At 59.9% G+C, this 13,432-nt stretch carries 16 protein-coding genes; 7 read left to right on the top strand and 9 right to left on the bottom strand.

Annotation, left to right across the window (positions count from 1 at the left end; translation table 11 throughout):
- Positions 1-134: 134 nt before the first annotated feature.
- Positions 135-2,141 carry a methyl-accepting chemotaxis protein gene (locus ACIQWP_RS09825; RefSeq protein ID WP_402785589.1) on the bottom strand — a complete coding sequence of 669 codons (2,007 nt, stop codon included), beginning with the start codon at positions 2,139-2,141 and terminating at the stop codon, positions 135-137.
- A gap of 406 nt (positions 2,142-2,547) precedes the next feature.
- Between ACIQWP_RS09825 and rpmH the strand changes: the two genes are divergently transcribed.
- Genes rpmH through yidC form a run of 3 tightly spaced genes read left to right on the top strand, consistent with a single transcriptional unit; the run spans position 2,548 to position 4,911 of the window.
- Positions 2,548-2,682 carry a 50S ribosomal protein L34 gene (rpmH, locus tag ACIQWP_RS09820; protein WP_092843085.1) on the top strand — a complete coding sequence of 45 codons (135 nt, stop codon included), beginning with the start codon at positions 2,548-2,550 and terminating at the stop codon, positions 2,680-2,682.
- Positions 2,683-2,707: 25 nt separating this feature from the next.
- The gene (gene rnpA / locus ACIQWP_RS09815; RefSeq protein ID WP_402785584.1) at positions 2,708-3,109 is read left to right on the top strand and encodes a ribonuclease P protein component; all 402 of its coding nucleotides are present in this window, start codon (positions 2,708-2,710) and stop codon (positions 3,107-3,109) included.
- Positions 3,109-4,911 carry a membrane protein insertase YidC gene (yidC, locus tag ACIQWP_RS09810; protein WP_402785581.1) on the top strand — a complete coding sequence of 601 codons (1,803 nt, stop codon included), beginning with the start codon at positions 3,109-3,111 and terminating at the stop codon, positions 4,909-4,911. Before rnpA ends, yidC begins: the two co-directional genes overlap by 1 nt.
- 246 nt (positions 4,912-5,157) lie before the next feature.
- Here yidC and arsC read toward each other — a convergent pair whose 3' ends face one another.
- The 3 genes from arsC to ACIQWP_RS09795 are packed head-to-tail and all read right to left on the bottom strand — an operon-like array spanning position 5,158 to position 6,668.
- Positions 5,158-5,586 carry an arsenate reductase (glutaredoxin) gene (gene arsC / locus ACIQWP_RS09805; RefSeq protein ID WP_402785578.1) on the bottom strand — a complete coding sequence of 143 codons (429 nt, stop codon included), beginning with the start codon at positions 5,584-5,586 and terminating at the stop codon, positions 5,158-5,160.
- On the bottom strand, positions 5,583-6,284 hold the full coding sequence (locus tag ACIQWP_RS09800; RefSeq protein ID WP_402785574.1) for an aquaporin: 702 nt from the start codon (positions 6,282-6,284) through the stop codon (positions 5,583-5,585). The genes arsC and ACIQWP_RS09800 overlap by 4 nt, the downstream gene beginning before the upstream one ends.
- 30 nt (positions 6,285-6,314) lie before the next feature.
- The gene (locus ACIQWP_RS09795; protein WP_402785571.1) at positions 6,315-6,668 is read right to left on the bottom strand and encodes an ArsR/SmtB family transcription factor; all 354 of its coding nucleotides are present in this window, start codon (positions 6,666-6,668) and stop codon (positions 6,315-6,317) included.
- A 42-nt stretch (positions 6,669-6,710) separates the two neighbouring features.
- Here ACIQWP_RS09795 and ACIQWP_RS09790 point away from each other — a divergent pair, with 42 nt between their 5' ends.
- Both ACIQWP_RS09790 and yihA read left to right on the top strand, forming a co-directional pair.
- A complete protein-coding gene (locus ACIQWP_RS09790) occupies positions 6,711-7,226 on the top strand; it encodes a DUF6428 family protein (RefSeq protein ID WP_402785568.1) in 516 nt (171 codons plus the stop codon).
- A 123-nt stretch (positions 7,227-7,349) separates the two neighbouring features.
- Entirely contained in the window at positions 7,350-8,009 is a 660-nt protein-coding gene (yihA, locus tag ACIQWP_RS09785; protein ID WP_402785565.1) for a ribosome biogenesis GTP-binding protein YihA/YsxC, read from the top strand.
- Positions 8,010-8,085: 76 nt separating this feature from the next.
- On the opposite strand, the gene ACIQWP_RS09780 is transcribed toward yihA, so the two are convergent.
- From ACIQWP_RS09780 to ACIQWP_RS09770, 3 genes are all read right to left on the bottom strand, one after another.
- The gene (locus ACIQWP_RS09780) at positions 8,086-8,643 is read right to left on the bottom strand and encodes a fasciclin domain-containing protein (protein ID WP_402785562.1); all 558 of its coding nucleotides are present in this window, start codon (positions 8,641-8,643) and stop codon (positions 8,086-8,088) included.
- A gap of 109 nt (positions 8,644-8,752) precedes the next feature.
- Positions 8,753-9,466 (bottom strand): anti-sigma factor domain-containing protein, encoded by a 714-nt coding sequence (locus tag ACIQWP_RS09775; protein ID WP_402785559.1) that lies wholly within the window; start codon positions 9,464-9,466, stop codon positions 8,753-8,755.
- A complete protein-coding gene (locus tag ACIQWP_RS09770) occupies positions 9,463-10,002 on the bottom strand; it encodes a sigma-70 family RNA polymerase sigma factor (RefSeq protein ID WP_402786105.1) in 540 nt (179 codons plus the stop codon). The genes ACIQWP_RS09775 and ACIQWP_RS09770 overlap by 4 nt, the downstream gene beginning before the upstream one ends.
- Before the next feature lie 180 nt (positions 10,003-10,182).
- Here ACIQWP_RS09770 and argB point away from each other — a divergent pair, with 180 nt between their 5' ends.
- Complete coding sequence (gene argB, locus ACIQWP_RS09765; protein WP_069611182.1) at positions 10,183-11,070, top strand: acetylglutamate kinase; 888 nt, start codon at positions 10,183-10,185, stop codon at positions 11,068-11,070.
- 191 nt (positions 11,071-11,261) lie between these two features.
- Here argB and ACIQWP_RS09760 read toward each other — a convergent pair whose 3' ends face one another.
- Together ACIQWP_RS09760 and ACIQWP_RS09755 are read right to left on the bottom strand one after the other, a co-directional pair.
- Complete coding sequence (locus ACIQWP_RS09760) at positions 11,262-11,687, bottom strand: lipocalin-like domain-containing protein (protein WP_402785554.1); 426 nt, start codon at positions 11,685-11,687, stop codon at positions 11,262-11,264.
- A 70-nt stretch (positions 11,688-11,757) separates the two neighbouring features.
- A complete protein-coding gene (locus ACIQWP_RS09755; protein WP_402785551.1) occupies positions 11,758-12,528 on the bottom strand; it encodes an isocitrate lyase/phosphoenolpyruvate mutase family protein in 771 nt (256 codons plus the stop codon).
- 187 nt (positions 12,529-12,715) lie between these two features.
- Here ACIQWP_RS09755 and ACIQWP_RS09750 point away from each other — a divergent pair, with 187 nt between their 5' ends.
- A complete protein-coding gene (locus ACIQWP_RS09750; protein ID WP_402785548.1) occupies positions 12,716-13,420 on the top strand; it encodes a pyrimidine 5'-nucleotidase in 705 nt (234 codons plus the stop codon).
- The last annotated feature ends 12 nt before the right edge of the window (positions 13,421-13,432 follow it).

Raw genomic sequence — 13,432 nt, 5'->3', positions numbered from 1 at the left:
AGCGACCTGATGGCGACTTAATCGAAACTACATAATAGGCGATTGTGGGCTTTTTTCCAATCGACTGTACAGTTTGAAGAGTGAACAGGGCCGGCCGCGACATTCGGGCGCATCAGCCGGCCCCTTTGAAAGGATCAGAATTCTTCCCAGCCCTGCGTCGCGGTGGCAGGTGCAGACGCCCCGCCGCCGAAGGCGGTTGCGACCTTGTTGATCATGCGGCGCGCCGGCGAGACTGCGGGGCGATGCGTCTCGGCGCGGGCAGGCACCGGCGCGAAACCGGCGACCGCGTCGACCTTGAAGCGGGAGACGAGGTGGACAAGGCCATCCGCTTCGCCCGCCAGACGATGGGTTGCGGCCGATGTCTCCTCGACCATGGCTGCGTTGCGCTGCGTGACTTCGTCCATCTGGTTGACGGCATTGTTGACCTCGGACAGGCCGGTTGCCTGCTCGCGTGCCGCCGTTGCGATCGAGTGGATGTGATCGTTGATCTTGAGGACCCGCGCCTCGATGGACGACAGCGCTTCGCCGGTCGCCTGCACGAGCTTGACCCCGACCTGCACCTCGTCACCCGACTTGCCGATCAAGGCCTTGATATCCTTGGCGGCCGTCGCGGAACGCTGGGCAAGTTCGCGCACTTCCTGCGCAACGACGGCAAACCCCTTGCCGGCCTCGCCCGCCCGCGCAGCCTCGACGCCGGCGTTGAGCGCAAGCAGATTGGTCTGGAAGGCGATGTCGTCGATGACGCCGATGATCTGGCTGATTTCGCCGGACGCCTGCTCGATACGCCCCATGGCATCGATGGCGTTGCGAACGACCGTGCCGGAGCGTGCGGCGTCGTCCTTTGCTTCGCTCACCATGACACTCGCTTCGCGCGCCCGTTCCGTGGAGTTCTGCACGACGGATGTGATCTCATCGAGCGCCGCCGAGGTCTCCTCCAGAGCTGCCGCCTGCTGTTCGGTGCGCTTGGAGAGATCGTCGCTGGCGTGGCGCAGCTCGTTGGTGTTGGAGTTGATCGAGCCGGTGGTCTCGCGCACTTCGCGCATCGTGCTCTTGAGCGTCGCAAATGTCGTGTTGACGTTCTGCTGCAGCTCGGCGAAGGCGCCCTGGAATTCGCCCTTCATCGCCTGCGTCAAATCGCCCTCGGCAAGACTCGCAATGACGCGGCGGACTTCGCCGATGCCCGTATCGACGCTGACAAGCAGTTCGTTGACGTTGCCAGCGAAGCGGTTGAGGTTGGCGTCGCCATAGTCCTTGCCGATGCGATGGCTGAAATCGCCGGCGGCAGCCGCCGAAACGGCCAGAGACATGCTCGATTGAAGCTCGTCGCTCTTCGCCCGCATGGCCGTCTCTTCGGCATTCATACGACGCACGGCCTTGCCGTTCTCCTTGAAGACGTCGACCGCCGCCGCCATCTCGCCGATCTCGTCGCGACGGCCGGCAAACGGCACCTCCATATCGAAATGACCGTCCGCGACCCTCTTGATGGCATCCGTTACCTTGCGGATCGGGCGGCTCAGGTGGACCGTGCCGATATAGGCGCCCAGGCCGATGCCTGCGCCGATGCCCGCAATCATGATGCAGAGAACGATCGACAGCACGTTGTTGTGGAAGGCTGCGATCTCCGTCTCGGCCTTCGCCAGTTCGGCCTTGTCCGTCACGACGACGGCATCGATCTCGGCCTGGAAGGCCTTGCGATTGGCTCGGTTCGCCTCGTTGTTACCCTGCTTGCTGGCAGCATCCGGACCGTCCGTCACGCCGAGTCGCGCCGTCTCGGTGCGGAAGGTGCGAAACTCCTGGGCGCGGGCCTGCAGCTTGATGAATTCCGCCTTCTGCGTATCCGGAACCAGCGGCGCCCAGGCCGTCAGCACCTTGTCGATCTCGTCGAGATCGGCCATCAACCCATCTGCAAAAGGTTTGGAGTCCTTTGCCGCGGCCGCGGCGTAGATTCCGCGCGCTTCCATGACCACCGCGGTCACATAACGGTTCAGGCGCTCGCCCATGTAGGCGCGGCTGGCGGTCTGCTCGTAGCTCTGCAATCTCAGGTCATATTGGTGCAATGCATAAAGGGCCGTGCCGCCGATCAGCAGCGCCGCGCCAGCCATGACAGACACAAGCAGATTTATTTTGCCGCGAATTTTCACAATATCCCTCCGGCGCCGGCCCATCCCCCACAAATCGATGGGTTTTCCGGCAACAGTCTAGATATCGGCGAAAATCATTAACGTTACCTTGAAGTATCTTTTATCTGTGCACCGCTTATTTCTCATAATATTCAAGAGATTACTTAAGTTTACTTCATCGATTATTCAACGCAAGGTGCAGAACCCCGAAGGAGAAGCGAAAGTTCTCGCTGGGTGGTTGAAATAACCGGAAAACAAGGAATCTGCGCCGCTATAATTGACTTCCGGGGCCTTGATCCTTATAAGCCCGCGCACGTCCGGTCATGGAGCCTGCTTTTGCGGGAGAAGTCCATTCGCCATAATCAACAACGCTGCTTGCTTTTGAAGCAAAGCTCAAGAAGGGCCGCACTCCGCGGTGTTTAAATAAATGAAGCGTACCTACCAACCATCCAAGCTTGTCCGCAAGCGTCGCCACGGTTTCCGTTCGCGTATGGCTACCAAGGGCGGCCGTGCGGTTCTTTCCGCTCGCCGTAACCGCGGCCGCAAGCGTCTTTCGGCCTAACGGCCGAAGTGCCCGATAATCCAGGATGGCGGGCAAATTGACGAATGAACGACCAAAAAAGACTGTCGGGCGGCTGAAAAGCCGGCCGCAGTTTCTTGCCGCCCGCGAGGGCGAGAAGCGCAGAGGCAGCTTCTTCCTCATAGAAATGCTGGACCGCAAGCTTGCCGACGCCGACCCCCGCGTTGGTTTTACCGTCACCAAAAAACATGGCAACGCGGTGGAGCGCAACCGCATGCGGCGCAGGCTGAAAGAAGCCGTGCGGCTTCATGCGGGGTTTGCAATGCAGCCCGGACACGACTATGTGGTTGTCGCGCGACGCGAGGTGCTGACCGCGCCTTTCGAAAAATTGGCGAGCGAACTCGTAAGCCGCGTCGAAAACAGGCCGAAACATCGGCGGTCGGAAAACGACCGCTCCAGGAAAGTATGATGGAAAACAAACGCAATTACTACATAGCAATTGCACTGTCTGTGCTGATCGTTCTCGGCTGGCAGTTTTTCTACATGAATCCGCGCCTCGAAGCGCAGCGCCAGGCCGAACAGGCCGCCAAGGCGCACCAGCAGGCGCAGCAGGCCCAGACGACGCAATCGCCCGCAGCAGGCGCGGCCGTGAACGGTTCGCTGCCGGCGGGTGGTCAGACGGCGCCGACGGTCCTCACCCTCGAGCAGTCGGTCGCCAAGACCGCTTCGTCGCGCGTCATCATCGACACGCCCGCACTGGCCGGCTCCATCAACCTGGAAGGCGCCCGCTTCGACGATCTTCAGCTCAAGGCCTATCACGAGACCGTCAGCAAGAGCAGCCCGATCATCACGCTGTTCAGCCCGGCCGACACCAAGGACGGCTACTTTACCGAACTCGGCTATGTCGGCAGCGATGCGACAGGCGCCGTCCCCGGCCCGTCCACCGTGTGGAAACTGGCAAGCGGCGACAAGCTGACCGACAAGACGCCGGTGACGCTCTCCTATACCAACGACAAGGGCATCACCTTCAGCCGCACGATCTCTGTCGACGATCGCTACATGTTCACGATCACCGACAAGATCACCAACAGCGGCCAGGCGCCTGTTTCGCTGTCGAGCTACGGCCGCGTTACCCGCTACAACAAGCCCGAGACGCCGTCCGCCTATGTCCTGCATGAAGGCTTCATCGGCGTCATCGGCGACGACGGCCTGATCGAGACCAAATATGCGGCAACCGAAAAGGAAGCCACGACGCCCGCCAAGGCGACCGGCGGCTGGCTCGGCATGACGGACAAATACTGGGCTGCAACCATCGTGCCGCCGCAGTCGACGGCTTACGACGCACGCTTCTCGCACTTTACCGACGGTACGCCGCGCTATCAGGCCGATTACAAGCAGGATGCCGTCACCATCGCTCCCGGCCAGTCGCAGGATCTGAAGAACCTGGTCTTTGCCGGCGCCAAGGAAGTTCCGGTCATCGACCGCTACGAGACCAGCTACTCGATCCCGCGTTTCGACCGCCTGATCGACTGGGGCTGGTTCTATTTCATCACCAAGCCGATGTTCAAGCTGATGGACTTCTTCTTCCGCTACTTCGGCAACTTCGGCGTCGCAATCCTCTGCACCACCATCGTCGTCAAGGCGCTCTTCTTCCCGCTCGCCAGCCGGCAATATGCCTCCATGGCGAACATGAAGCGCATGCAGCCGAAGATGGAAGAGCTCAAAGCCAAGTTCGGAGACGACCGAATGGGGCTGCAGCAGGCGACGATGCAGCTCTACAAGGAAGAGAAGATCAATCCGATCGCGGGCTGCTGGCCGGTGCTGTTGCAGATCCCGATCTTCTTCTCGCTCTACAAGGTGATCTACATCACCATCGAAATGCGCCACGCACCGTTCTTCGGCTGGATTCAGGACCTTTCCGCCCCGGACCCGACCTCGATCGTCAACCTGTTCGGCCTGCTGCCTTTCGCGGCTCCGACCTTCCTGCATCTCGGCGTCTGGCCGCTGATCATGGGCGTCACCATGTTCCTGCAGATGCGCATGAACCCGACGCCGCCGGACCCGACCCAGGCGATGATCTTCAACTGGATGCCGCTGGTATTCATGTTCATGCTGGCGAGCTTCCCGGCCGGTCTCGTGATCTACTGGGCCTGGAACAACACGCTCTCGGTCATCCAGCAGTCGATCATCATGAAGCGCCACGGTGTAAAGTTGGAGCTCTTCGACAATCTGAAGAGCCTCTTCAAACGAAAACCGGCCCCATCGAAATAAACGGAAAAGCCCCGCTTCGGTGGGGCTTTTCTTTATTTGGCGGCAGGAAATCCGAGAGCAACTCAGCCATCGAAGAGGCGCGGGCGGCAAGCATCCGCCGGCCATAGCCGTCATCGCAATGCTGCGATAGACGACAAAGCAACGGTGGAAAGCCCACCCAGAGCTGCGGTGATGGCAAGTGACGGCGTAATTCCGATATTCTCCATAGCGAATGCCAGGACGAACGGGGCAAGAAGAGACACCCGTTCAGGCAAGACGCTTGCCTTCGGCATCGAGAACCTGCTCGCCATCTTCCTTGGTGAAAGAGCCTTTATGCGTGTCGGGCAGGATATCCAGAACAACTTCCGAAGGCCGGGCAAGACGCGTGCCCATTGGCGTGACGACGAACGGACGGTTGATCAGAATCGGACAGGCCAACATGGCATCGAGCAACTGGGCATCGGTGAGCTCAGGATTGCCGAGACCGAGCTCGGCGTAGGGCGTGCCCTTTTCGCGGATCGCCTGCCGGACGGTCAAACCCGCATCGGCAATCATCTTGACCAGATCATCGCGACTTGGCGGATTGTTCAGATACTCGATGACGCGCGGCTCGATGCCCGCATGGCGGATCATCGCCAGGGTGTTGCGCGAGGTACCGCAATCGGGATTGTGATAGATCGTCACGTCCATGGTCATGGCATGGGCTCCTTTTCCGGGAGAGGTCGAAGATTGCGAACGTCCATCAGCAGCCATTGCGCAAGCATCAGCGCCAGCAATGCGCCGAGGATTTCCGCGACGATAAAGCCAGGCAGGTCGACAGGGCGAATGCCGGCAAAGCTATTCGTCAGCGAGCGGGCGATTGCCACAGCCGGATTGGCGAAGGAGGTGGAAGCGGTGAACCAGTATGCAGCCGTGATGTAGAGGCCCACCAGCCATGACACGGCGCCGGAGCGGAACCGCAGGCCGGTAAGGATGATGAAGACAAGGCCGAAAGCGGCGATCACCTCGGAGAGCCATTGCGCGCCGCCGCTGCGGATGGTTGTCGAGACCTGTAGCAACGGTTGTTCGAACATGGCATGCGCGAGGATCGTCCCGGTAATGCCACCAAGGATTTGCACGATGATGTAGCTCAGAGCCGACATCGCGGTCAGTTCGCGACGAATCGTGAAAACCAGCGATACGGCCGGGTTGAAGTGAGCGCCGGATATCGGCCCGAGGACGATGATCAGCGCGACGAGGATCGCACTCGTGGACAGCGTATTGGCGAGCAGCGCAAGCGCCGTATCGCTCGTCAGCCTATCCGCCATGATGCCCGAGCCCACGACCGTCGCGACGAGAAGGGCAGTCCCCAACGCCTCAGCGGCAAGCCGGCGCGAAAGCGGAAAAGACGTCATGGTTTTACGTCCCGAACCGGATCAACACATTCATCGAACGGTTTCCCGCGTGGATAAACAGCAGGCAGCGACCTGCACCGCCGGCGTGCAGACCTGGGGATGCCCCGCGCAGCAATCTTCCATCAGGAAGCGGACGAGATCTCCAAGCGCATCGTAATTGGCCGTGTAGACAATAGAGCGGGATTCCCGCTGTTGACTGACGAGGCCGGCCCGATCCAGTTCCTTGAGATGGAACGAGACATTCGATGGCGACACTTCGAGTCTCTCTGCAATCGTGCCTGCAGCCATGCCGTCGGGACCGGCAACGACGAGCATGCGGACGATCTGCAGGCGGCTCTCCTGCGAGAGCGCGCCGAACGATGTGAGGGCTTGACGTTCATCCATAATTCAATAATCCTTGAAATATTGAAATGAGGAATATCTCAAATGAATATGATCGACAAGGCCCAATCTTCCGATGTCAACCTTGGCCTTCTGCTCGAAACCTTGGCCACCTGCCGCGATCTGCCGCTTATATTCCGCTATGACGGCCGGTCGGTGAGGCGCGGATACCATGTCACGGAAGTCAAAGCCGGGCAGTTTGCCGCCCTGGACTGCGGCGCCAACTCGGAAGCGTGGGCTGAAATTTTCGTGCAGCTTTGGGATATCGAGGAAGGCGACCGCACGCATATGCCAGCGGCCAAGTTCGCTGCGATTATCCGCAAAGTTTCCGAACACGTGCAACTCAACGGTTCTGCCAGGCTGACCTTTGAGGTCAGCGACGGGGTACAGCCGATGCAGCTTTACTGCGCGTCAACTCCCGTTATCAGCGATGGCGCGGCGTATGTCGAACTCACTCCCCGCACCGCTAGTTGCAAGCCACGTGACCGGTGGCTGACTGCAGAGCAGGCGCAAGCCGCCACCTGCTGTGGGTCGGCCAATGCTGCCAAGTGCTGCGGTTAGTCGTTGCATGCCCCTTGTACCGACAATGAAGCGCGCCGGCACGAAACCGCATGCCGATCAAAACTTGACTTTCGAGGGCAAAAGCTTGAAGCCAGTCCACTGAACCAAGCAAAGATCGAGCAAATGGCAGACCAGACGACAAAAGACGACAAGCCGCTTTTCGGGCGTCCGTGGATTTTCATCCGCGGCGTGCCGGCGATGAAATTTCTGCCGCCGGAAGGACCGTTGGAAGTTGCTTTTGCCGGCCGCTCCAACGTCGGCAAGTCGTCGCTGATCAATGCCCTCGTTGGACACAAGGGTCTGGCACGGACCTCGAATACGCCGGGGCGCACGCAGGAACTCAACTATTTCGTTCCCGACGGCTTTTCGGGCGAAGGTGGCGACCTGCCGCCGATGGCTCTGGTCGATATGCCCGGCTACGGCTATGCCGAAGCGCCGAAAGAACAGGTCGATGCCTGGACGAAGCTCGTTTTCGACTATCTGCGTGGCCGTTCCACGCTGAAGCGCGTCTATGTCCTCATCGACAGCCGCCACGGCATCAAGAAGAACGACGAGGAGGTCCTGGGCCTGCTCGACAAGGCGGCCGTCTCCTATCAGATCGTGCTGACAAAGACCGACAAGATCAAGGAGGCGGGCCTGCCGAGGCTGCTGGCCGATACCGCCGAAAAAATCCGCAAGCGCCCGGCCGCCTATCCGGGCATTCTCGCGACCTCTTCGGAAAAGGGCGTCGGCCTTCAGGAACTGCGCGAGGCCATCGGCCTCACGGTCGGCATTCCGGTCTGAAACATTGTACCACGTCAATGAGGCCGCCGCTCCCAGCCCCGCGTCAGGGGGGCGGCGGCCGTGTTGCCGCGGAGGATTACATTTTCGGCAACAACACCTTGTCGACGACATGGATCACGCCGTTCGACTGCTTGACGTCGGCGATGGTGATATGAGCGGTGCCGCCGGCTTCGTCGGTCAGCGTCAGCTTGCCACCTTTTTCCATGGCCTTGATCGTGCAGCCGCCGACCGTTTTCAGATCATATTCGCCGCCGTTGCTCATCGACATTTTCTTGATGGCGGCAGCCATATCGTCACCGGCGACGACATGGCAGGTCAGGATTTTCGTCAACGTTGCCTTGTTTTCCGGCTTCAGCAGCGTTTCAACCGTGCCGGGTGGCAGTTTCTTGAATGCTTCGTTGGTTGGAGCAAAGACCGTGAACGGGCCTTTGCCTTCCAGCGTGTCGACGAGGCCGGCAGCCTTGACGGCCGCGACCAGCGTCGTGTGGTCCTTGGAGTTCACCGCATTCTGGATGATGTTCTTGCTGGGATACATTGCCGCGCCACCCACCATCGGGTCCTTGGCATAGGCAAGGCTGGTTGCGGCTGACAGCATTGCGCCGACGGCAGCAATGCGAAACACGGTCCTGATCATAACGTTTCCTCTTCCTCTCTGTTGCCCCGATCGGGCGGGGTCGGAAGAAGATACGGAGCACCCGGACAAAGAGTTTCAGCCGCGATCGCTTTTCGCGAGACGAAACTTCTCAGGGCAAATGGATCGTGCCGGAGGCGACCACATCGCCTGTCGGCTTGCCGGTCGGCGAGCCGCCGAAGGGTTCGACGCTGATGGCGATGATCGCGCCCTCGGTCAATTTACCGTGAAGTTCCGGCGGCAGGACGATTTCGCCATCGCCGGTCGCCGGCAGGATGCCCAATGCCTCGGCGGGATCGCTACCGCGAATCAGCCAGAGCTCCAGCGACTTCTCCTCGGGCTTGCCGGCGGCAACCGGCGTCACCTTCAAACGTCCGTTGGCGACATCATAATTGGCGAGAAGATTGAACGGGCTGTTCTGGCCGGCAAGGGACGCGGTCAGCTGCTTGCCGGGGCTCGTGGGCAAGCCGCCCTCGTTCGTGATGGCGAAGACAAGGACGCCGGCAGCCAGAAACAGCGAGCCGAAGGCGACCGAGCGCCAGAGCGTCAGCGAATTCCAGAGATGCGCGCCGAGGGCGGCCTCGCCGAAAATCCGCTTTTCGATCTTCGGAAACACGGCGGCTGCAGGCGTCACCGCTTCGTATTCCTCGTTGAATTCCGAGAGGTTCTGCTCCCAGCGGCTGACGATCGCGGCAAACTGGCGGTCGTTGCGCATGCGTCGCTCGACCTTCTGCCGGTCCTCCAGGGAGAGCACGCCAAGCACATATTCTCCGGCCAGGACTTCATCGCGGGAGCGGCCTCCCTTACTTTGATCGGGCGTACTCATCGGTCCATGCACTCTCTCAGTCTGATCAGGCTTCGGCGCAGCCAGGTGCGCATAGTATTCAATGGCACAGCGTGTTGGTCGGCGAGCTCCTGATAGCTCAAGCCCTCGACATAGGCGCTGCGAACAGCCCGTGCGCGATCAGCTTCCAACTCTTCCATGCACCTGTCAATCCGCCTGCCCTCCCCCTTCACAATTGCTTGCTCTTCGGGGCCCGGTTCCAGGTCGGCGAGATCGTAGGCGGCGTCTATTTCGTCGGCCACCGGCTTTCGGGCGCGGATGAAATCGATGGCTCGATTGCGCGCGATCGTCGTCAGCCAGGGTATGGCCGGCCCTTCCGCAACAGCAAATTGCTCGGCCCGCTGCCAGACCTTGATATAGACTTCCTGCAAAATCTCTTCCGCATCCGCCTTATTGCCGACGATACGCAGGCAAACGCCAAGAAGTTTCGGACTGGTGCGCTTATAGAGCGCGGCAAAGGCCTTCTGATCGCGCATCGCGACGCGACCGATCAGCGCTTCCGTCTCCTCGCTCGCCATCCAAATCCCCGGTTTCAACGCCTGCACTATCTTTAGAAGAAAACTTGGCGTCGGCAAACGTGTCTGCACCATCAATTTCGGCGACGCAAATGTGACATAGCGTCAACTAATGCCGACATCATTATTCCCTCTGTCAAAAACTTGAGATAAAAGGCCGCGATCAATTCCGAAGGGTGCACCATGTCCGAAGCCCAAAGCGAACTCCAAGCCAACCTGCTCGCACAGGCGCTGCCCTATATGCAGCGTTACGAAAACAAGACCATCGTCGTGAAATACGGTGGCCATGCCATGGGTAACGTCGAACTCGGCAAGGCCTTTGCCGCCGACATCGCGCTTCTGAAGCAATCGGGCGTCAACCCGATCGTCGTCCATGGCGGCGGCCCGCAGATCGGCGCCATGCTGACGAAGATGGGTATCGAATCGAAATTCGAGGGCGGCTTGCGCGTCACCGACCAGAAGACGGTCGAGATCGTCGAAATGGTGCTCGCCGGCTCGATCAACAAGGAAATCGTCGCGCTGATCAACCAGACCGGCGAATGGGCGATCGGCCTTTGCGGCAAGGACGGCAACATGGTCTTCGCCGAAAAGGCGCACAAGACCATCAAGGACCCGGATTCGAACATCGAGCGCGTGCTCGATCTCGGCTTCGTCGGCGAGGTGGTCGAAGTCGACCGCACCCTGCTCGACCTGCTTGCCAAGTCCGAGATGATCCCGGTCATCGCCCCGGTTGCTCCCGGCCGCGATGGCGCGACCTACAACATCAATGCCGACACCTTTGCCGGCGCGATCGCCGGTGCGCTCAGCGCCACGCGCCTGCTCTTCCTGACCGACGTTCCGGGCGTCCTCGACAAGCAGGGCCAGCTCATCAAGGAACTTTCCGTGGCACAGGCGCATGCGCTGATCGCCGACGGCACGATTTCCGGCGGCATGATCCCGAAGGTGGAAACCTGCATCGACGCCATCAAGGCTGGTGTTCAGGGCGTCGTCATCCTCAACGGCAAGACGGCGCATTCGGTGCTGCTCGAAATCTTCACCGAGCGCGGTGCCGGCACGCTGATCGTCCCTTAAAGGCAGCGGCGTCTTAGAGGCTGATTGAAAAAGAAATCGAGTGATTTCAATCCGTCGTGATTCCGTTGGGTTGCGAAGCACAATGGACATCACGATGGCTTGGACCAAAACCCTCCGGCCACATGGTCAGCGGGCGGGGTTATGTTATGGCTGCAAACCAGCGACCAGCTGCGAACTCAGCGTAAGGGAAATTACTCGCGTCTAAAACTAAGAACAGCCCTTCCTATAGGATTTCCCGACACCAACGGGTTCGGCATCCAGGCGGTAGAAACCTCGAGCGTGTCTCCATCAAGCTTGTAGATTCGCTCCTGCTCGCTGCCGTTCCAGGCTTCATTCCAAGATGAGTCGATCTTTGTGATGAACCTATCCCCCTCTATCCGATAGCGTCCGGTATAGGCCATCAATGTGCGGAAAAGTCCCACCAGTTTTTCGTCTGTACTCCCCGGCTCCCTCATCTGTGCGGTCACCAGTACCATCATTCGCCCATCGGAGCCGAAAATAAGGTAGCCATTGGGGTGGTCGCCCCACGGTTGACTGCGCTCCCCTGAATCCTGAAGCTCAGTATCCATAGAAATCAATCGCCAGCAACCGTGGAGCTTGGCGTCGCGCTCGGACATATTCGCTCCTGTCGTCGTTTGCCTAAATGCACCCACCTGTCGAAGCTGGGTTTGTTGCTTCCTACTATGCTCAAGCCGGCCGGTAGATCGCTTCGGCTTCGCTTTTCAGCATTCCCATGATCGAACGGTAGGGCGCCGGTCCATAGCTGATGCGGCTGACGCCCAGCCTTGCCATGGTATCGTTGTCGGGTGTCGTCGGCCGCACCATGATGTTGACCGGCAGCGGCGAGCGTTCGCACAGGGCGCCGATCAATTCCGGCTCGGCAAGCCCCGGTGCAAAGAAGCCGCTGGCGCCGGCCTCGGCAAACGCATCGGCGCGCTGATAGGCTTCGTCCAGCAGGAGCTGATGATGCGCCGTGTCGCTTTCCTGCAGGAAAAGATCGGTGCGGGCGTTGATGAACAACGGTATCTCGCGGCGATCGGCCATTTCCCGTATCGCGCGGATGCGCGCAGCCTGCGTCTCGATGGGGTGAACACCCTGCCCGCCGATCACCTGATCCTCGAAATTGATACCGATGGCGCCGTGATCCATGATCTTTTCGACATTGGCGGCGACTTCCTCGGGTTCGACGGCATAGCCGCCCTCGAAATCGACCGACAGCGGCAAGGGGCTCGTCACGGAAATCAGCCGGGCGGTCACCGCCAGCAGCGATAGCGGGATTGCCTGACCGTCGCCGAAGCCATTGGCGGCTGCAACCGACCAGCTACCCGTCGCCAGCGCCTTCGCTCCGGCCTCGGTGACAGCCTTGGCAGAGCCTGCATCCCAAATATTGAAAAGGATCAGCGGCTCACCCTTCTTGTGCAGCCGCGCGAATTCCTGCGCCTTTTCCACCTGACTCATCGCATCCCCTCCGCGACCCAAAAGAGCCTGGGCTCTCCCTCACATGGCAAATAGAGTAAAACCCCGGAAATCAATGATAAAATCATAGCCGGCATTGGATCACACGGCAATCTCCCCAAAAAGGCTGAGATGCCGCAGCATGATTATTTTCCTTCCCCTTGCGCGAGAGGGCGTGCGATAAGACCGCATGAGCCAGACAAAAAACCTATCCCAGCCATCAGATTTCTCCGACATCCGCGATTGGGTGTTCGATCTCGACAACACGCTTTATCCGCATCATGTCGATCTCTTCGCCCAGATCGACAAGAACATGACGGCTTATGTTTCCGCTCTCCTGCAGATGGAGCGTGAAGACGCCCGCAAGCTGCAGAAGCAATATTATCTCGAGCACGGCACGACCCTGCAGGGACTGATGATCCATCATGGCATCGACCCCAACGACTTCCTGGAGAAGGCGCATGCGATCGACTATTCGGCGCTGACGCCGCAGCCGGAGCTTGCCGCCGCCATCAAGGCGCTGCCGGGACGCAAGTTCATCTTCACCAACGGCAGCGTCAAACACGCCCAGGCGACGGCAGGCGCTCTCGGCATCCTCGACGGGTTTGATGATATTTTCGATATCGTTGCGGCGGACTACGTGCCGAAGCCGGCCGGCACGACCTATGACAAGTTCATGAGCCTCAATCGAGTCGACACGAAGAGGGCCGTCATGTTCGAGGACCTGCCACGCAATCTCACCGTCCCCAAGGCGCTCGGCATGAAGACGGTGCTGCTCGTGCCGCAAAATCTGGAGACGGCCGTCGTCGAATGGTGGGAACGCACGACCGGCGAAGACGATCACATCGACTATGTGACCGACGATCTCACCGCTTTTCTCAAGGCGCTGGTTTAACCATTCATTAGA

This window comes from Rhizobium sp. NPDC090279 (assembly GCF_044769665.1).
GTDB lineage: Bacteria > Pseudomonadota > Alphaproteobacteria > Rhizobiales > Rhizobiaceae > Rhizobium.
This window is presented reverse-complemented; position numbering and strand designations above follow the sequence as displayed.

Excerpts from the sequence above, each read along its gene's own strand:
- yidC (WP_402785581.1), top strand. The coding sequence starts at position 3,109 with ATGGAAAACAAACGCAATTACTACATAGCAATTGCACTGTCTGTGCTG.
- ACIQWP_RS09775 (WP_402785559.1), bottom strand. The coding sequence starts at position 9,466 with ATGAGTACGCCCGATCAAAGTAAGGGAGGCCGCTCCCGCGATGAAGTC.
- ACIQWP_RS09770 (WP_402786105.1), bottom strand. The coding sequence starts at position 10,002 with ATGGCGAGCGAGGAGACGGAAGCGCTGATCGGTCGCGTCGCGATGCGC.
- yihA (WP_402785565.1), top strand. The coding sequence starts at position 7,350 with ATGGCAGACCAGACGACAAAAGACGACAAGCCGCTTTTCGGGCGTCCG.
- ACIQWP_RS09800 (WP_402785574.1), bottom strand. The coding sequence starts at position 6,284 with ATGACGTCTTTTCCGCTTTCGCGCCGGCTTGCCGCTGAGGCGTTGGGG.
- ACIQWP_RS09750 (WP_402785548.1), top strand. The coding sequence starts at position 12,716 with ATGAGCCAGACAAAAAACCTATCCCAGCCATCAGATTTCTCCGACATC.
- ACIQWP_RS09780 (WP_402785562.1), bottom strand. The coding sequence starts at position 8,643 with ATGATCAGGACCGTGTTTCGCATTGCTGCCGTCGGCGCAATGCTGTCA.
- rnpA (WP_402785584.1), top strand. The coding sequence starts at position 2,708 with ATGGCGGGCAAATTGACGAATGAACGACCAAAAAAGACTGTCGGGCGG.
- ACIQWP_RS09795 (WP_402785571.1), bottom strand. The coding sequence starts at position 6,668 with ATGGATGAACGTCAAGCCCTCACATCGTTCGGCGCGCTCTCGCAGGAG.
- arsC (WP_402785578.1), bottom strand. The coding sequence starts at position 5,586 with ATGACCATGGACGTGACGATCTATCACAATCCCGATTGCGGTACCTCG.
- argB (WP_069611182.1), top strand. The coding sequence starts at position 10,183 with ATGTCCGAAGCCCAAAGCGAACTCCAAGCCAACCTGCTCGCACAGGCG.
- ACIQWP_RS09760 (WP_402785554.1), bottom strand. The coding sequence starts at position 11,687 with ATGTCCGAGCGCGACGCCAAGCTCCACGGTTGCTGGCGATTGATTTCT.
- ACIQWP_RS09790 (WP_402785568.1), top strand. The coding sequence starts at position 6,711 with ATGAATATGATCGACAAGGCCCAATCTTCCGATGTCAACCTTGGCCTT.
- ACIQWP_RS09755 (WP_402785551.1), bottom strand. The coding sequence starts at position 12,528 with ATGAGTCAGGTGGAAAAGGCGCAGGAATTCGCGCGGCTGCACAAGAAG.
- rpmH (WP_092843085.1), top strand. The coding sequence starts at position 2,548 with ATGAAGCGTACCTACCAACCATCCAAGCTTGTCCGCAAGCGTCGCCAC.